General features: G+C 36.6%; 15 protein-coding genes. All 15 read left to right on the plus strand.

What is annotated here, in order from left to right; genetic code table 11:
• The first annotated feature begins 63 nt into the window (after positions 1-63).
• The 15 genes from tig to mreD all read left to right on the plus strand — a co-directional run bounded on the left by tig (position 64) and on the right by mreD (position 17,763).
• Complete coding sequence (tig, locus tag KBF89_02590; protein ID MBP9115209.1) at positions 64-1,512, plus strand: trigger factor; 1,449 nt, start codon at positions 64-66, stop codon at positions 1,510-1,512.
• Positions 1,513-1,674: 162 nt separating this feature from the next.
• Entirely contained in the window at positions 1,675-2,244 is a 570-nt protein-coding gene (locus tag KBF89_02595; GenBank protein MBP9115210.1) for an ATP-dependent Clp protease proteolytic subunit, read from the plus strand.
• Between the two features lie 17 nt (positions 2,245-2,261).
• A complete protein-coding gene (gene clpX / locus KBF89_02600; GenBank protein MBP9115211.1) occupies positions 2,262-3,521 on the plus strand; it encodes an ATP-dependent Clp protease ATP-binding subunit ClpX in 1,260 nt (419 codons plus the stop codon).
• Between the two features lie 160 nt (positions 3,522-3,681).
• On the plus strand, positions 3,682-6,147 hold the full coding sequence (locus tag KBF89_02605; GenBank protein ID MBP9115212.1) for a S8 family serine peptidase: 2,466 nt from the start codon (positions 3,682-3,684) through the stop codon (positions 6,145-6,147).
• Positions 6,148-6,195: 48 nt separating this feature from the next.
• The gene (locus KBF89_02610) at positions 6,196-6,726 is read left to right on the plus strand and encodes an NUDIX domain-containing protein (protein MBP9115213.1); all 531 of its coding nucleotides are present in this window, start codon (positions 6,196-6,198) and stop codon (positions 6,724-6,726) included.
• A complete protein-coding gene (locus KBF89_02615; GenBank protein MBP9115214.1) occupies positions 6,704-7,372 on the plus strand; it encodes a hypothetical protein in 669 nt (222 codons plus the stop codon). The genes KBF89_02610 and KBF89_02615 overlap by 23 nt, the downstream gene beginning before the upstream one ends.
• A 46-nt stretch (positions 7,373-7,418) precedes the next feature.
• A complete protein-coding gene (gene valS / locus KBF89_02620) occupies positions 7,419-10,046 on the plus strand; it encodes a valine--tRNA ligase (GenBank protein ID MBP9115215.1) in 2,628 nt (875 codons plus the stop codon).
• Complete coding sequence (locus KBF89_02625; protein ID MBP9115216.1) at positions 10,039-11,361, plus strand: bifunctional folylpolyglutamate synthase/dihydrofolate synthase; 1,323 nt, start codon at positions 10,039-10,041, stop codon at positions 11,359-11,361. Before valS ends, KBF89_02625 begins: the two co-directional genes overlap by 8 nt.
• A 64-nt stretch (positions 11,362-11,425) precedes the next feature.
• On the plus strand, positions 11,426-12,283 hold the full coding sequence (locus tag KBF89_02630; GenBank protein ID MBP9115217.1) for an FTR1 family protein: 858 nt from the start codon (positions 11,426-11,428) through the stop codon (positions 12,281-12,283).
• Between the two features lie 7 nt (positions 12,284-12,290).
• Positions 12,291-13,412, plus strand: coding sequence for an iron uptake system protein EfeO (gene efeO / locus KBF89_02635; GenBank protein MBP9115218.1), 1,122 nt, complete (start codon positions 12,291-12,293; stop codon positions 13,410-13,412).
• Entirely contained in the window at positions 13,413-14,678 is a 1,266-nt protein-coding gene (efeB, locus tag KBF89_02640; protein ID MBP9115219.1) for a deferrochelatase/peroxidase EfeB, read from the plus strand.
• Positions 14,679-14,738: 60 nt separating this feature from the next.
• Entirely contained in the window at positions 14,739-15,140 is a 402-nt protein-coding gene (gene ndk, locus KBF89_02645) for a nucleoside-diphosphate kinase (protein MBP9115220.1), read from the plus strand.
• 124 nt (positions 15,141-15,264) lie between these two features.
• Positions 15,265-16,263 carry a rod shape-determining protein gene (locus tag KBF89_02650; protein MBP9115221.1) on the plus strand — a complete coding sequence of 333 codons (999 nt, stop codon included), beginning with the start codon at positions 15,265-15,267 and terminating at the stop codon, positions 16,261-16,263.
• Positions 16,264-16,331: 68 nt separating this feature from the next.
• The gene (gene mreC / locus KBF89_02655; GenBank protein ID MBP9115222.1) at positions 16,332-17,147 is read left to right on the plus strand and encodes a rod shape-determining protein MreC; all 816 of its coding nucleotides are present in this window, start codon (positions 16,332-16,334) and stop codon (positions 17,145-17,147) included.
• 4 nt (positions 17,148-17,151) lie between these two features.
• The gene (gene mreD, locus KBF89_02660) at positions 17,152-17,763 is read left to right on the plus strand and encodes a rod shape-determining protein MreD (GenBank protein MBP9115223.1); all 612 of its coding nucleotides are present in this window, start codon (positions 17,152-17,154) and stop codon (positions 17,761-17,763) included.
• Positions 17,764-17,769: the final 6 nt, after the last annotated feature.

A 17,769-nucleotide genomic window follows, 5' to 3' on the forward strand; every position in this document is an offset into this window, starting at 1 on the left:
TTGTTGTCCTATTAGATTTGCGATAGTGAATTATCGTTAAAATTATCCTAGAATATAAGGCTTATGCAGACAAAAATTGAACACCTAGTTGAAAACTCTATCAGACTTACTATTACAGTACCTGAGGAAGAATTTGAAAAATCTATTGACCAAGCTTTTAAGACAATAGCTAAGCAAGTTAGACTTCCTGGGTTTCGTCCCGGTAAAGCACCTCGTAAAATTCTAGAACAACAAGTTGGTAAAGAAGCTGGTAGAGAGCAAGCATTAAATGATTCACTAGGCGAATACTACATAGTCGCTATAGACGAAAATGATATTGATCCTATTGACTATCCGGAAATTAAATTGACTTCTGGACAAGAGCAAGGCGATGTTATATTTGAGGCAGTTGTTGATGTGCGGCCTGTAATTGAAGTAACTGGATATGACAAATTAGAAGTTCAAGTTGACGTACCTAGTATTGATGAAGACGGAGTGAATAAACAACTTGATTTATTGCGAGATCGTTTCGCTGAACTAGAAAATGTTGACGGGGAAATACAAGATGGTCATTTTGTGACTATCGATCTTAAAGGCTCAATCGATGGAGAAGAACAAGACGGATTAAGCGCTGATGATTATTTATATGAAGTTGGTACTGCTCTTATTAGTCCTGCAATGGATGTTGCTTTACGAGGAAAAAAAGTTGGTGATGAAGTAACATTCTCAGATGAACTTTCAGAAAACTTTGGAGCGCTAGCTACTCAAGAAGCAGAATTTACTATCAATATTAAAGAAGTTCAGAAAAAGAATCTACCTGAAGCAAGCGATGAGTGGATAAAAGAAAATACTGAATTCGAAACGCGTGAAACGTATGATGCAGATGTAAAAAAGCGTCTAGAGAATTTACGCTCGTTCCAAGCGCAAATGCAATTGAAACAAAATGTAATGAATTCATTAGCTGAAATTGTTACAACAGAGCTTCCTGAGAAATTTGTTAAACGTGAAATAGATGCACGTATAGATCAAATGGCACAAGAATCAAAGATCTCTAGAGATCAAATAGCTCAAGTGATGGAAACTTGGCCAGCAGATGAACGCGATGAATTTATGGCAAACGTACAAAAAGATGCAGAAAGTGCTATTAAATCAGACCTTGCAATTCGAGCAATAATGATTCAGGAAGCTATCGAAGCATCTGATAGCGACGTAGAAGATGAAATACTTAAATATTCTCAAAGTTCTGGCGAAAAAATTAATAAAGTAAGGAATAGACTTGCAAAACCTGGTGTTGAGAAACAGATACGCCAAGATATCGCACGCAATAAAGCAGTAGAGTTTGTTCTTGAAAATGCTGTCGCTAAAGATAAAAATGGTGAAATAATAGACATAAAGAAAACCGATCTAAGTGGCGATGAAGATACAGTGTTAAATAACGTTATGGAGATGATCTCCGCTAGCGCTACTGAACATTCTGGACACGATCACGATCATGCAGATCATGACCATTCAGATCCTAACCACGTTCACTAGGACTTATAGATTTAATTTAAAAAGTGTAAGCAAAGTTAAAATCTGTAAGCTAAAGTGTTCAATAGAAAATAGTTAAATTTAAACAAGGAGCCCTAAGTGAGCGATTTTTACATTCCAAACCCATCAGTTGTATATAAGAACAACCGTGGACAAGAAGTTTCAATGGATGTATGGTCACGTCTTTTACAAGACCGAATTATATATCTAGGAACTCCAATTAATGATTCTGTTGCAAACATGATCATTGCACAATTACTACATCTTGAAAGCGAAGATCCAGATAAAGATATTTCAATTTATATCAACTCACCTGGTGGAGAAATCACTGGTCTATTTGCAATATATGACACTATGCAATTCATTAAATGTGATGTTGCAACAATATGTATTGGTCAATGTGCATCTGCTGCAGCTGTTCTGCTTGCTGCAGGTACTAAAGGTAAAAGATTTGCACTTCCAAATGCACGTATATTAATTCACCAACCACTTGGTGGAGCACAAGGACAAGCTACAGAAATAGAAATTCAAGCTAAAGAGATTTTAAGAATTCGTGCCGCACTTGATGATTTGCTAAGTGAAAAAACTGGACAAACTGCAGAAAAAATTCATGCTGATACTGATCGTGATTATATTATGAGTGCAGAAGAAGCAAAAGAATACGGAATGATCGATGCTGTTATGACATCGCGTGATCTTTCAAGTGCTGCATTAGTTGCTGCGAGTTCAAACTAGTAAAGAGGTAAGTAATAGTGGCAAAGTTTGGTGACAGCGGAGATCTTTTAAAATGTTCTTTTTGTGGAAAATCACAAAAGCAGGTTAAAAAATTAATAGCTGGTCCTGGTGTCTATATTTGTGATGAATGTATAGAACTTTGTAATGAAATAATCGAAGAAGAGCTTCATGGTCGTATTGATTCTGAGGCAGTAAATCTTGATGAATTACCAAAACCAGCAGAAATTTTAGATTACCTAAATGGTTATATAATTGGCCAAGAACGTGCTAAAAAAGTTATGTCGGTAGCGGTCTATAACCACTATAAACGAGTTCGTTTAGGGACTTTTGGCGACGAAGAGGTTGAATTACAAAAATCTAATATTTTGATGCTCGGGCCTACTGGTTGCGGAAAAACTTTGCTTGCACAAACTTTAGCAAGAATGCTAAATGTTCCTTTTGCCATTGCTGATGCAACAGCATTAACTGAAGCTGGTTATGTTGGTGAAGATGTTGAAAATATTTTATTAAAACTTATTCAAGCAGCTGATTACGATGTTAAAAAAGCAGAAACTGGTATTATCTATATTGATGAGATTGATAAAATAACTCGTAAAGCAGAGAATCCTTCAATAACAAGAGATGTTTCTGGTGAAGGAGTTCAACAAGCATTATTAAAGATTCTTGAAGGTACCATTGCTAGTGTTCCGCCTCAAGGTGGTCGTAAACATCCTCATCAAGAATTTCTACAATTAGACACTTCAAATATATTATTTATTTGTGGTGGTGCTTTTCCAGGTTTAGAAAAAATTGTTGAGTCTCGTCTTGGTGGAAGTGGTCTTGGTTTTGGTGCCGATCTTAAAAAGACAGCTGAAAAAAACCTTAGTGAGATTATGAGTAATATTCTTCCTGAAGATTTAATGGCTTATGGTTTAATACCAGAATTTATTGGGCGACTTCCAGTTGTTGCTACAGTGAATCATTTAGACGAAGAAGCATTAATTTCAATTTTAACTGAACCGAAAAATGCACTTGTTAAACAATACGAAAAATTCTTTAGCTACGATAATGTAGAACTCGAATTTAGTGAATCTGCATTACATGCAATTGCTTCACAAGCATTAACGCGTAAAACTGGTGCTCGTGGTTTGCGCGCGATCATGGAAGAAGTCTTACTAGAGACTATGTATGAACTTCCTTCTCGAACTGATGTTAAAAAATGTGTAGTTGATGAAAATGTTATTTTAGAACGAAGTGCGCCAAAATTAATTCTTCAAGGTAACCGAAAGTCTGCATAAAATTTTTCTGTGGATGATTTAGCTGAAAAGTATAAATCTTGTCACGCTAATTGATTCGTTTAATTCGCAAAAATTCTCGTATATATATTAATTATAATGTAAACCTTTTGGTATGAAATGCCGACAATATACTGTGGTTATTAGTAGATTAAAGATTCTATTGAGCATATTATTATGCAGTGTATTATATCTCGGCGTCTCAGTTCCTTCGTATGGAACTGATCAAGCAATTAAAGCTGATGTTAATGTTTCGCAAAAAGTTGAAATTGCAATTACAAAATCTGGTTCTGACAAGATTTCTGTAATTTTAGAATTAAATGATTACACCAATTCAGATTTAAAAAATTCTAGTGATCGTCGTGAATTAAAGAACGATCAAAATGACATTATCGATGATATAAATCTAGATGCTGATCTCACAACTAAATTTTCTCGTTTTCCACTTGTTGCGACAGAGATAACTTCTGATCAGTTAGACCAATTAAAAAATGACTCAAGAATAAAATCTATCTCATTGCAAGAACGCTACACAATTGATGATTTAAAAACACAAGCAACTCTTGCCCCAATGGGAGTTCAAATTCCATCTGATATTTTAAATGCAAAGGATGCTTGGAACCATTCGCCGTCCTATACAGGTATAGGACAAAAAATTGTAATACTCGATAGTGGAATTGACAAAAACCACCCATATCTAGATGGTGCTGTTGTACACGAAGAATGTTTTGCATCTGGGCCAATGCCAAGGACTCAAGGAGTTGGGTCTTGTCCTGACGGTACACCTGCACAATCTGGAAACGATTCAGCATTACCTTGTGACAGTTCTATTCCTGGTTGTTACCATGGTACACATGTTGCAGGTATTGCAGCTGGTCGACAAAATGTTCTTGGGGCACCATCACAAGCTGCGGGTGGTGTTGCTCCTGGTGCTTCTATAATAGCTATTAGAGTTTTTGGTGTATATTCATCTGCTCCATATTCAACTGGTCAAGATTGTGGAAATAATAGTACCGGCATTCTAAAGAAGTGTATTTTGGCAGAAAATGTTGATATTCTTCTGGCACTACAGTGGATTATTGCAAATCCTACTGGTGTGGCCTCAGTTAATATGTCTTTAGGTGGCATAGGTGTGACCAATAATGCCTGTGATGGTGTTTATGATTACTATACAATTGAACAAGGTGGTGCTCCTGGTTTAGGTAATGCTGTTACATCATTGAAAAACGATTACAAAATTGCAACAGTAGTCGCATCTGGAAATGGTGGATCTAAAAATGGAATCTCAGCACCAGCATGTGTCACAGATGCTATTGCAGTAGGTTCAACCCAGACAGGAAATAGTGTTGTTAGTACTTCGAATACAGGAGTTCTTTTATCGCTTTTTGCACCTGGAGATAATATTCTATCTAGTATTCCCGATGATGGATATGCCTATTCGGGTGGTACTTCAATGGCAGCCCCTGCTATTGCTGGAGCATTTGCTTTGATCAAACAAGCTGTTCCCTCTGGAACTGTTTCATCTTGGCTAACAAGATTCCAAAATTCAGGTACTAATATAATCGATGGTTCACCAAGTATAACTCGCAAATTACCAAATATTTTAGATGCAATTAATAATGTTGCATCTTCGGTGCCGACTGCTCCTGGTTATGTCAATGCGAGTACTGGATATGGATATGCTTATTTAACCTGGTCTAGTGTCGTTGGTGCTAACTCATATCGGATAATCAATAGTAGTGGCAACACAATTGCAGATGTATCATCTGGAACTACGGCATATAATGTTGCAACCATACCATATACAAATAATTATTTTGCAGTAAGGGCATCTAATAGTTCTGGTTCATCAGTGTATAAATATTCAAATAATATTGTTGGACTACCTAACACCTCTCAAGTTGGTTATACATTTTTTGCATCGAATGGAGCTACAGTTGGTTTTGGATCAGCTAGCCTAAGCACACATAGCAACTTAGGAATTAATAATGTAGTTGGTGGAAGTTCAAATCGTTATAGCACTGGTGCTTGGGGTGTATCATCAGCAGGAGACGTTTATTCATATGGCTCCGCAGGATTTTATGGTTCTATGGGTGGACAGCGTTTGAATAAGCCCATGATTTCTATTGCCTCAACTGCAACTAGTAATGGTTATTGGATGGTTGCTAGTGATGGTGGTATCTTTAGTTTTGGTGATGCTCAATTTTATGGTTCGACTGGTTCAATCAGATTGAATAAACCTGTAGTCGGGATGGCACCTACTCCGAGTGGTAATGGTTATTGGATGGTTGCTAGTGATGGTGGTATCTTTAGTTTTGGTGATGCTCAATTTTATGGTTCGACTGGTTCAATCAATTTGAATCGACCTATTGTTGGGATGACTCCTACTCCGAGTGGTAATGGTTATTGGTTGGTTGCTAGTGATGGTGGTATCTTTGCTTTTGGTGATGCTCAATTTGCTGGTTCTCTTGGGGGCCTAAATGTTAACGATGCTATTGGTATGAAACGTAATGATTCTGGAACAGGCTATTGGATCTTTAGATCTGACGGTAGTGTCTATAGTTTTGGATCGGCACCATTTCTAGGCCATGGTGCTGGACGAGGGCTTTCTTACGTCCAAGCTGGCTAAAAAGTGAATAGCTTCGCGGGTTGAACCTTGGAAAGCTAAGATATATAAATGGTTTCAGAATCCGAAAAGTGGCAAGCATTAAATGACTTATACATTGAACATGCCGAATCCCTAGATAAAGACCATTTAGTGGTTTCGGCGGTTATTGCTAGTGGTAGAAAAATTTTAGTTATTAGACGATCTAAAAAAGATACATACCCTGGAATGTGGGAATTTCCAGGTGGTGGGGTAGACAAGGGCGAAAACGTCATTCAAGCGATTAAAAGAGAAATTAAAGAAGAAACAAATCTAGACGTTGGCGAATTTCCTGTTTCAGAACTGATGACCCATCCAACTCGTACTGCATTAAGAATCATTATGGAATTTAATTGTCAAAATGTTGATGATCTTATTTTATCTAGTGAACATGATATGTGCTATTGGTTAGATATTGACCAATTAGCTCGACCTGACACCATGAATGATATGGCTAGAGAAATTTATGCGACTATGCGTGATGAAAATAAATCTGTATTAGATATGATGATTACCCGATTCATAGATCTGAGGTTTCCAGATGACGATCATAATATTTGGTGATTCAATTACTAATCGTGCTGATGACCAAACTGGTGGAGGCTGGACGTCACGATTGTGGTCGAAAATATATTCCGATTTTTCACAGAAATATGCTGAAGGTGTTGTTTTGAGTAAACACTCAGTTTTAGAACTTGGTATTGGTGGAGATGATATTTTAGGGATCGAAAATAGGTGGGAATCCGAATACCATACCCGAGTAAATAATGTAGATAATATAGAAGAAATAATTGTAGGTATCGCAGTCGGCATTAATGATTCTCGTTTAGAACTAGATACTGGTAAAAATCATATTTCAATAGAAGATTTTACAAATGCTTATATTCGTGTTTTAGACAAAATGAAAATATTAAAATTAAAAGTTTTTATAGTAGGTTTGACTCCAGTAGACGAAAATAAGGTAAATCCTTGTTTATGGATTGACCCTCCAACAAGTTATCAAAACGATATTATTTTAAAATATAATGAAGTATTAGTAGGTTTGGCTAAAAAATATAAGCATAACTTTGTTGATGTGTATAGTATCCTTCAACAACAAATTGAAGAAAATGAGCCAATTAGCATATTGAGTGATGGCTTGCATCCGAATGCTGATGGCCATGAATTAATAGCACAGCAAGCATATAGATCAATTAAGTCAATGTTGTAGCCAAGATTTGGGGTGAATATTTGACTTTAGCCTAGAATATATCTCCATGAGTTTTAAAGTACCAGACAAAGTTAATCCAGATGGACTTGAAGATAAATGGTCTATTGTTTGGGACAAGAAACAGATTTATAAATTTGATCGTACCCGTGCCCGCGACGAAATCTTTTCGATTGATACACCTCCGCCAACTGTAAGTGGCTCACTTCATATTGGTCACGTATTTTCATATACTCACACCGATGCAATTGCGCGCTATAAAAGAATGTCTGGAAAACATGTTTTTTATCCTATGGGTTGGGATGATAACGGTTTACCAACAGAACGCCGTGTCCAAAATTATTTTGGTGTTACTTGTGATCCAAGTATTGCCTATGATGAAAATTTTGATCCACCACAAGAGCCATTTGATCCACCACAAGCAATCTCAAGGAGAAACTTTGTTGAACTTTGCTCATTGCTAGTTGGAGAAGATGAAGAAAAGTTCGAAGAATTGTGGCGCCATATGGGGCTTAGCATTGATTGGTCTATGACTTATACCACTATAGGTACTGTGTCTCAACAGATTTCTCAAAACGGTTTTCTCCAGATGGTCAATAGAGGTGCGGCATATTTAAGTGATGCTCCTACAATGTGGGATGTTGATTTTAAAACTGCTGTTGCCCAAGCGGAAATTGAAGACCGTGAAAAAGGTGGTAAATTTTTTAAACTAAAATTTCACTTTCTAGATGAAGCCACTAACAAGGCATCAGAAGAATATCTAACTATCGAAACAACTCGTCCTGAACTTATTGCAGCCGATGTCGCTATAGTTGTAAATCCAGAAGATGAAAATCTAAAGCATCTTATTGGGAGAAAAGTACTTACCCCTATTTTTAGTATTCCGCTTGAGATTTTTCCACATCATTTGGCTGACCCCAAAAAAGGTTCAGGTGCAGCTATGGTTTCTACTTGGGGCGATATTACCGATGTTATTTGGTGGAGAGAACTTGATCTCCCTGTTCATTGCATTATCGGTCGCGATGGCCGAGTGCTTGATATTGAAGGTGGACTAGCAAAGTTTGGTTCTATAGATCCAGAAAACGCTGATAAAAATTTTGCTCGCATTATTGGTAAATTTATGAATCAAGCCCGTAATGAGATGGCGGTCATGCTTGAAGAATCAGGTGATATTTTAGAGGATCCTCGCGAGATAATGCATCCTGTTAAATTTTTTGAAAAAGGTGATCGCCCATTAGAAATTGTTTCGTCTCGTCAGTGGTATTTTAAAAATGGAGGCAGAGATGATGATCTAAAAGTTGAATTAAAAAAACTTGGATCTGAAATAAAATGGCATCCAGAATTTATGGAGTCTCGTTATCAAAACTGGATTGATGGTCTAAATGGGGATTGGCTAGTTTCTCGTCAACGTTACTTTGGCGTTCCGATACCTCTTTGGTACGCTATAGATGCTGATGGTGATATTGATTTTAACAATATTTTAAAGCCATTGCTTGAACAATTACCCATTGATCCTTCTAGCGATGTACCTAATGGTTATAGCGAATCTCAACGTGGTATTCCTGGTGGTTTTACAGGAGATCCTGATGTTATGGATACTTGGGCTACTTCATCGCTGACACCTCAAATTGCTGGACTTTGGTCTATAGATGATGACCTATTTAGAAGAATTTTTCCAATGGATTTGCGTCCACAGGCACATGAGATTATTCGGACTTGGTTGTTTTCGACGGTTGTACGTTCATATTTTGAAGAAGGCACCATTCCATTTAAAAATACGATTTTATCCGGATGGGTATTAGATCCAGATAGAAAGAAAATGTCTAAATCGAAAGGCAATGTAGTTACACCAATGGCGATGTTACAAGAATACGGCTCCGACGCAGTGCGATATTGGGCTTGTAATGGAAGACCTGGTGTTGATACTGCTGTGGATGTTGGTGTGATGAAAAATGGTCGTCGATTAGTAACAAAAATGTTGAATGCTTCTAAATTTGTTCTTACTATTCTTAATGAGATCGGTGTTGATTCTGAATATTTAGATGAAGTTGAAATTACAAATAAAGTAGATCAATCATTTTTGCTTTCATTAAATGATATGGTTACACGTGCAACGAACTCATTTGAAGATTTAGATTACGCTCGCTCATTAGAAGTAACCGAAGCTAGTTTTTGGGATTTCTGTGATAACTATGTCGAGATTGTTAAGTCGCGTGCTTATGGCTCACAGGGTAAAGATTTAGCGCTACAAGCAGGTGCAACACTAAAAATAGCTTTAAATGTATATACGAAACTACTCGCACCAATAACTCCTTTTACCAGCGAAGAGATATATTCGTGGATAAGTGGAGAGTCAATACATATACAGAGCTGGCCATCTCAAGATGAAATTATTAGATTTAGTTTAGACTTAGATAATAATCAAATCGAAATAGATGAATTAAAATCTGTTTATCGATATTTAAGTGAACTATCTGTCCATCCACGCGGGTTTAAAACTACACAGAAGGTATCTTTAAAAACGGAATTGGCATTTTTTAATATTAATGATGTTCCAGGTAATATCAGTTTCAAGGATATGATAGAGCCAGATCTAAAAGATGTATCTAAAGCTGATGCAATTAATTGGTCTGAATCAAATGAATTCAGTTTTCAGATAGGTCTTAAAAATGATTGATCCAGAATTAGAACAATGGCTTGAAAATCGACCTAATATGGAGAAAGATAACCCAAGTGGGTTATCTCGCAGAGCGTCGCGTCCTACTCTAGAGCGTATGAAATTGCTATGTAAATATCTAGGCGATCCACAGCTTGGTATAGATGCAATTCATATAACTGGAACAAATGGCAAAACATCCACTTGTAGAATTACCGAATCTTTGATGTCTATAAAAGGTTTCTCAACAGGACTACTTTCGTCTCCTCATTTAGGAAAATTAAATGAACGTGTTTCAATTAATTCTGAGCCTATTTCGGATTTTGAGCTTGAAAATTCATTAAATGTAATCAAAAAATTAGAGTCCGAGATCGATGTTATAAGTGCCGATTCTCCATCATATTTTGAAATCATGGTTGCTGCTGGATTTTATGAAATGGATTCACAAGCTAGTGACGTGGGGATAATTGAAGTTGGTATGGGAGGTCTTTATGATGCAACTAATATTTGTGAGAGTAAAGTTAGCGTAATTACTAATGTTGGTTTAGATCATATGGCATATCTAGGTGATAATGTTCACGATATTGCTTTAGAAAAAAGTGGGATTATCAAAGAAAATACAACAGTAGTTATTGGAGAAAAAGACGAAGAACTAGTCTCGTTGCTCAAAAGTATTGCATTAGAAAAAAATTGTCGTATTTATGTTGTGGATGAAGATTTTAAACTATTGAAAAATGATCAAGCAGTTGGTGGACGATTACTTACAATGCAAACACCTTATGGTTATTATGAAGATGTTTTTTTGCCTCTGCTTGGTTTTCATCAAGGTGAAAATGCATTACTTGCACTAGTTGCTTGTGAAAGCTTTGTCGATGATTGTTTTGGTGATGAAATCATTCGTGAAGGATTTGATAAAGCTACTTCTCCGGGCCGTATGGAAATTATCTCTCGTCAACCTTTAATTATGTTAGATGGTGCTCACAATGTTCCTGGAGCGCAAGCATTGGCTTCTGCGTTAAGCGAAGAATTTGTTGCCCCTAGAAGGATATTTGTCATAGGTTTAACAAAAGAAAAAGATGCAAATGCAATGATCGATTCTTTAGGTATTGAAGACGAGGATATAATTATAGCATGTGCAGCTGATTCGGAAAAGGCGATGGAACCTGGGGAAATAGTAGAGATTGGCAAATCTATGGGATTAGAAAATATCTCTATGAAAAATTCTCCTATAGAAGCTATTGAATTTGCACAAAGTATTGCTTTCGATGATGATCATATAATAGTTACTGGTAGTTTGTATGTTGTTGGTGAAATAAGGGATTTTATTCTTTCCTGAGTTTGACTATTATCCCGATGTTAGGCTAACCTAACTTTCGATATATCTAATCAGAAGGTGAAATATGCTTGCAACATTCTTAATAATGCTCCGCGAAGGTCTTGAAGCTGCTCTAATCATTGCAATCATTGCAATATTTTTAGCGAAAATGAATCGTCAGGATTTATTTAAATACCTATATATAGGGATTGCTTTAGCGGCAGTTATTTGTGTTGGAGTGGGTACATTTTTTCATTTTGCACAAAGGGAATTCCCGCAACGCGACCAAGAGCTTATTGAGGGTTATATAGGAATAGCAGCGGTTTGTGTTTTAATTTGGATGGTATTTTGGATGCGTAAAGCAGGACGTAAAATTAAAGGTGAATTAGAGGAAAAGCTTTCAGTAGTAATGAAAAGTGACGATAGTGCACAAACTAAGATTTTGATATCTATGGCATTCTTTGCTGTACTTCGTGAAGGTGTCGAAAGCGTACTGTTCTTATTTGCAGCAACTGAATCAGCTAGCATCCTCAGTTTTCTCGGAGCGGCATTAGGTCTTATAGTTGCAATAATAATTGGTGTTCTAATTTACAAAAGATCATCAAAAATTAACATTGCTAAATTTTTCCACTTCACCTCTATTGCAATAATCATATTTGCCTCTGGGTTGGCTGCTACTTCTACTAGAAAATTTGCAGAGGCTGGCGTTATTTCATCCTTGCAACAATCGGCGTATGACATACATAGTGTATTGCCAAACAATTCAATTTTTGGAGCAATATTTGGCTCATTTTTTGGATATAGCGATTCACCAGCTGTAGCTGAAGTACTTGTATTCTTCGCAGTGCTTATTGTCACATTGTTTGCATTTTATACATTCAAACCATCAAATTCTAAAATTCAAAAATTAAAAACCGAAAAAGTTTTACAAGTCACTAAATAAGGAAAAAATGAAAAAGATAGTTGTCGTTTCAATTTTAATATTGTCTATATTTCTAGTTGGATGCTCAGATACAAAGACCTCGTCGGGTTCAAATACGATTTCGATAGGCTTTGATGCGGACAAAGGTTGCACACAAGATAAATATGTTGCGCTTTCAGGTTCAATTGAGGTAACCGCAAAGAATGAGGGCAGTGATGTCGGAGAACTCGAAATACTTGATGGTGATCGAATTAAAGGTGAAGCAGAAAACATTATTTCTGGTGTTGCAAAAAAATTCACAGTTAAATTAGACGAAGGTGAATATGTTATTTACTGTGGTCGAAAACAGGCCAAGAGAGCAACATTAACTGTAGAGAAAAATAGTAACGCAACAGATTCAAAAGCTAGTGAAGATATTATAAAAGCAACTGCTCAATATAAAGATTATGTTATCGCGCAGACAGTTCTGCTAGAAACCAGCGTTAAAGCTTTAACTGATGCAGTACGTGCTGGCGAAATAGAAGCAGCAAAACAAGCATTTGGACCATCGCGAGAGCCATGGGAAAGAATTGAACCTATTGCAGAATTATTTGCTAAATATGATGGTGTCATAGATTCAAGAGTAGATGATTTCTTGAGTGAAACAGACCCAGAATTTACAGGGTTCCACCGAATTGAATATAGCATATTTGAATTAAATACTACTGATGGGATATCACAAATAGCAGATAAATTAGATGGGGACATATTGGCTCTAACAATAGAAATAAAAGCGTTAGATATTGATCCATTCGATATGGCTAAAGGTCCTCAAATTTTAATGGAGGAAATTGCTAATGGAAAAATTACAGGAGAAGAAGATCGGTATAGTGGAACAGATTTATTCGATTTCAATGCAAATATTGAAGGCAGCAAAGCAATAGTAGACTTTTTGAGGCCAGCACTGCTAGATGTAAAATCAGATTTAGCTAAGAGGTATGATGAATTAAATACTAAAATCGTTGACCGTCTAAATAAGTATCGAAATACTGATGGAACATACCAGAATTATAAAATGTTAACTGAACAAGATAAAAACCAATTCAAAGCAGATGTTGCTTCTGCAAGTGAATTGCTTGCAGAATTACCAGGCGTTTTAGGGCTAAAGTAATTGTCAAAAGATAATAAAAACTCGAAAGATTTTTCGCGCAGAAAATTTATAGGAACAATTGCAGCTGTGGCAGGAGCTGGTGTTGCTGGTGCTGCTATAGGTGTAAATATTGAAAGCGCCCATGGTGAATCTATAGGAGTTGACAAGCTCTCAAATAAGATAATTCCGTTTTATGGAAAAAATCAGAGTGGTATCCTCAACGATGCGCCTGCCTCTGCAATTGTGTGTTCATTCGATATTGTAACAACTGGAAAACAGTCGCTACAAGATATATTTAAAATCCTATCTTTAGAAATTGAAGCTCTAACTCAAGGTAAAAATATTGAAGAAGTTGATAGAAAGTATCCACCTATCGATAATTTAGTTAATGGTGAATCTCCTGATGTTGACGAGCTTACAATAACGCTTGGTGTCGGTGCATCAATATTTGACGACCGTTTTGGTATTAGTGAAAAAAAACCTAAAGAATTAATAGAAATGCAGAACTTTCCGAATGATCGTTTAGATAAAAAAAGAATTAATGGTGATCTTGTAATACAAATATGTGCACAGCATAGTGAAACATGTCTACGTGCTCTGAGAATAGTAATGAGAAAGACAAGAAATTCATTAGTGTTAAAATGGTTAGAACAAGGTTTTGTTCAACCAAATACTCTTGAATCTGGTAAAACTAGTACAAGGAATTTGCTCGGATTTAAAGACGGTACTTCGAATCCAAACCCTAAAGACTCAAAAACAATGAATAATTTGGTATGGGTAGACGACTCAAGTGATGAGCCCACATGGGCTGCTGGTGGAAGCTATATGGCCGTAAGATCGATAAGAATGTTCGTCGAGCACTGGGATAGAACAAGCCTTGATGAACAAGAAGTAATAATGGGTAGACATAAACATACTGGCGCACCAATAGGTAAAAAAAATGAAGATGATATACCAGTATTTCACAAGAATCCACATAGTAATCAAATTTCAGTTGATGCGCATATACGTCTTGCTAATCCTAGGACAAAAGAAACAGAGAAAAATATAATTTTACGTCGCGGTTATAATTATTCTAGAGGTTTCGATAGTGCTGGGCATCTAGATCAAGGGTTGCTATTTATTAGTTTTCAAAAAAGTCTTAATGACGGTTTCTTGGCAGTTCAAAAACGTTTGAATGGAGAATTGTTAGAAGAATATATTCAGCCAAACGGTGGAGGATTCTATTTTGTTTTGCCAGGAATAGAAAAAGACTCATTTCTTGGTGAGAAGCTTTTTGCAAGTTAAAATCTACATATCACTCGCTCGGTGTGTGAGCTAAAGAGTCTTTCCTCTAGGATAAATACTATGACAGATAAAACTTTTTTAATATTAAAACCAGATGCAGTTAAGCGTAAATTGACAGGTGAAATTATCACTCGTATAGAACGAAAAAACCTAAGCATAACGAAAATGGAAATGCGGGTATTAGATCACGAAACTCTTGAAGAACACTATGTTGAACATAAAGGGAAACCATTTTTTGAAGGAATGGTTGACTTTATGGCGAGTGGTCCCGTTGTTATACTTCAAGTTGAGGGACGAGAAGCTCAAAAAGTTATGCGTACACTCATAGGAACAACAGATCCAGCAGGAGCAGAACCAGGAACAATTAGAGGTGATCTTGGTATAGAATTTTCAGAAAATCTAATTCATGGATCAGACTCGCCTGAATCTGCTGAACGCGAAATAGGCATTTTCTTCAAATAGATCTTGACTATATAGGCAAAACAGTTCTCGTTTGGACGAATACTCACTATTTAGCCTAATCTTGTAGGTTAAAGGAGTTCTTAAATTGTCTGAATCTATTCTATCTACTATCGTCGGTCGAGACATGGCTGTTGATTTAGGCACGGCAAATACACTTGTTTACGTTCGTGGTCGTGGAGTAGTGCTAAACGAGCCAAGTGTTGTTGCAATAAATACTCGAGATGGCAGACCTTTAGCAGTTGGTTCTGAAGCAAAAAGAATGATTGGTAGAACACCAGGACATATTCAAGCTATACGTCCACTAAAAGATGGTGTGATTGCCGATTTTGATGTTTGTGAAAAGATGCTTCGCTACTTTATTCAGCGAGTTCACCAGCGTCGTTGGGCAAAACCAAGAATGGTAATTTGTGTACCAAGTGGAATTACAGGTGTTGAACAACGTGCTGTTCAAGAAGCTGCAGAATATGCTGGAGCAAGAAAGCCTGCATACATAATTGAAGAGCCGATGGCTGCAGCAATTGGTGCAGGACTTCCTGTTCATGAGCCTACAGGAAATATGATTGTTGATATAGGCGGCGGTACAACTGAAGTTGCTGTTATTTCATTAGGCGGAATTGTTTCTAGCGAATCAGTACGTGTGGGTGGCGATGAATTAGATGAAGCAATTATTACCTATATTAAAAAAGAGTATTCTTTAGCTATTGGTGAACGTACTTCTGAAGAAATAAAAATGCGATTAGCTAGTGCCTATCCACTTGACGAAGAACAGTATGCTGAAATTCGCGGTCGTGATTTAGTAACTGGGCTTCCAAAAACTATTGTTTGCTCGACTGTAGAAATTAGAGAAGCTATAGAGGAACCGGTTAGCGCTATTGTTGATGCATTGAAAGTAACTCTAGACAAGACACCGCCGGAATTAGCAGCAGATATCATGGAAAAAGGCATAGTAATCACTGGCGGTGGTGCATTATTACATGGTTTAGATAGGCGACTAGCCGATGAAACCGGAATGCCCATAATAATTGCTAAAAACCCACTTTTTAGTGTCGTTGTGGGCTCTGGACAATGTCTCGAAGAGTTTGATGTACTCAAGTCTGTATTAATTTCGTCTAACTTACATTAATCGTCCAAGTCGTATCGATCTTATTAATACTGTAAAATTAGTGTTTATATATGAAGGTATACTTATAAATGGCATTGAAAAAAAGGCTCGTATTGCTTTTGTGCATAACTGCACTAACTCTAATCGCTGTAGACGTCACCGGATCTCAGCCTCTTAATTTCGTCCGTTCAACTATGAGAGAAATTTTTTCTCCTTTGCAAAAAGGAGTAGGAGTAATTACTACCCCTATTGGAGATTTTTTTGATGGAATCACCAATGCGTCTGATCTAAAAGACGAGAATAGAAAATTGAAAAAAGATCTTTCAGAAGAAAAAACTAAAAATCAACAATATGTTGCCGCAGTTAGTGAGAATGAAAAATTAACTAAATTATTGAAATTAAATTCAATTGTTCGTGCAGATAAAACAACCGCTCGCGTCGTAACTGGTGCTCCTTCAAATTTCGAATTAACAATACAAATTGATAAAGGAAAAAATGATGGCATAGTAGTTGGTGATGCTGTTATTGAAGGTAACGGGTTAGTCGGACGTATCATTGAAACATCATCTTCTAGATCTACAGTGCTTCTTTTAGGAGATGCTTCTTCAGGTGTGGGTGTTAGAGATTCTCGATCATCTATTGTTGGAATTTTTCAAGGACATGCATCCAATAATGAACTAGATCTTAATTTTGTTGATCCAGATGCTGACATTAAAAAAGGCGATTTGTTAGTTACAAGTGGTTTGCAAGGTGGACGTTTTCCTGTTAATTTGCCTGTAGGTACAGTTAAATCTGTTGGAAAAGATCCTAGTGGTCTTGCTAATAAAATTGTAGTTACTCCGATAGTTGATTTATCTCAAGTAAGCGTTGTCTCCGTTCTTCATACATCAGATTCAAGAAAATGATGATATGTCACGCCTAGATTTAATGACAAATTCCTCAAATGAAAGTCGAATAGGCAGAGCTAGAAAGAATTTTTCTATTGATCCTTTAGCTGCAGATATAAACACCGATCGTTCACCATTTTTTAGATGGCTTTCTATAGGTATTCTCGTGGTATTAGGTTTATTATTAGAAACAACGGTATTTTCTTCTTGGAAGGTTTTCGACTCATCGCCGACATTTGGATATGTTGCTACAGCCGCTGTTGCATATTATTGTGGTGCAAATACTGGGATGGTCTTTGGTTTCTTTGCAGGTTTGGGAAGCGATTTCTTTTATTCGACACCAATTGGAATTAGTGCATTGTCTATGTTGATATGTGCAATTATTGTTGGAGTTGCACAAACCGGAATGATGAGACCAACACCTTTAGCTATCCCATTATTAACATTTATTATCTCTTTTACAGGTAATACTTTGTATGTCTTATTTTCAATAATGGTTGGCTTTGAAGAGTTATTTAGTTTACATAGTGCGTACTTGATTGTTGTAAGCTCACTATTGAATGTTATTGCATCCCCATTTATTTTTGCTATTACAAAAAACTTTATTGGTGCTCCTGCTTGGAAAAATAGGTAGGTTGAT

This window comes from Acidimicrobiia bacterium, assembly GCA_018057765.1.
In the GTDB taxonomy this organism is placed as follows: domain Bacteria; phylum Actinomycetota; class Acidimicrobiia; order IMCC26256; family JAGPDB01; genus JAGPDB01.

What these genes read in the sequence shown, in the direction of transcription:
- KBF89_02625 (MBP9115216.1), top strand. Translation starts at nt 10,039, where the DNA reads ATGATTGATCCAGAATTAGAACAATGGCTTGAAAATCGACCTAATATG.
- KBF89_02615 (MBP9115214.1), top strand. Translation starts at nt 6,704, where the DNA reads ATGACGATCATAATATTTGGTGATTCAATTACTAATCGTGCTGATGAC.
- KBF89_02595 (MBP9115210.1), top strand. Translation starts at nt 1,675, where the DNA reads ATGGATGTATGGTCACGTCTTTTACAAGACCGAATTATATATCTAGGA.
- KBF89_02650 (MBP9115221.1), top strand. Translation starts at nt 15,265, where the DNA reads ATGGCTGTTGATTTAGGCACGGCAAATACACTTGTTTACGTTCGTGGT.
- KBF89_02610 (MBP9115213.1), top strand. Translation starts at nt 6,196, where the DNA reads ATGGTTTCAGAATCCGAAAAGTGGCAAGCATTAAATGACTTATACATT.
- KBF89_02630 (MBP9115217.1), top strand. Translation starts at nt 11,426, where the DNA reads ATGCTTGCAACATTCTTAATAATGCTCCGCGAAGGTCTTGAAGCTGCT.
- valS (MBP9115215.1), top strand. Translation starts at nt 7,419, where the DNA reads ATGAGTTTTAAAGTACCAGACAAAGTTAATCCAGATGGACTTGAAGAT.
- ndk (MBP9115220.1), top strand. Translation starts at nt 14,739, where the DNA reads ATGACAGATAAAACTTTTTTAATATTAAAACCAGATGCAGTTAAGCGT.
- mreC (MBP9115222.1), top strand. Translation starts at nt 16,332, where the DNA reads ATGGCATTGAAAAAAAGGCTCGTATTGCTTTTGTGCATAACTGCACTA.
- tig (MBP9115209.1), top strand. Translation starts at nt 64, where the DNA reads ATGCAGACAAAAATTGAACACCTAGTTGAAAACTCTATCAGACTTACT.
- efeO (MBP9115218.1), top strand. Translation starts at nt 12,291, where the DNA reads ATGAAAAAGATAGTTGTCGTTTCAATTTTAATATTGTCTATATTTCTA.
- mreD (MBP9115223.1), top strand. Translation starts at nt 17,152, where the DNA reads ATGTCACGCCTAGATTTAATGACAAATTCCTCAAATGAAAGTCGAATA.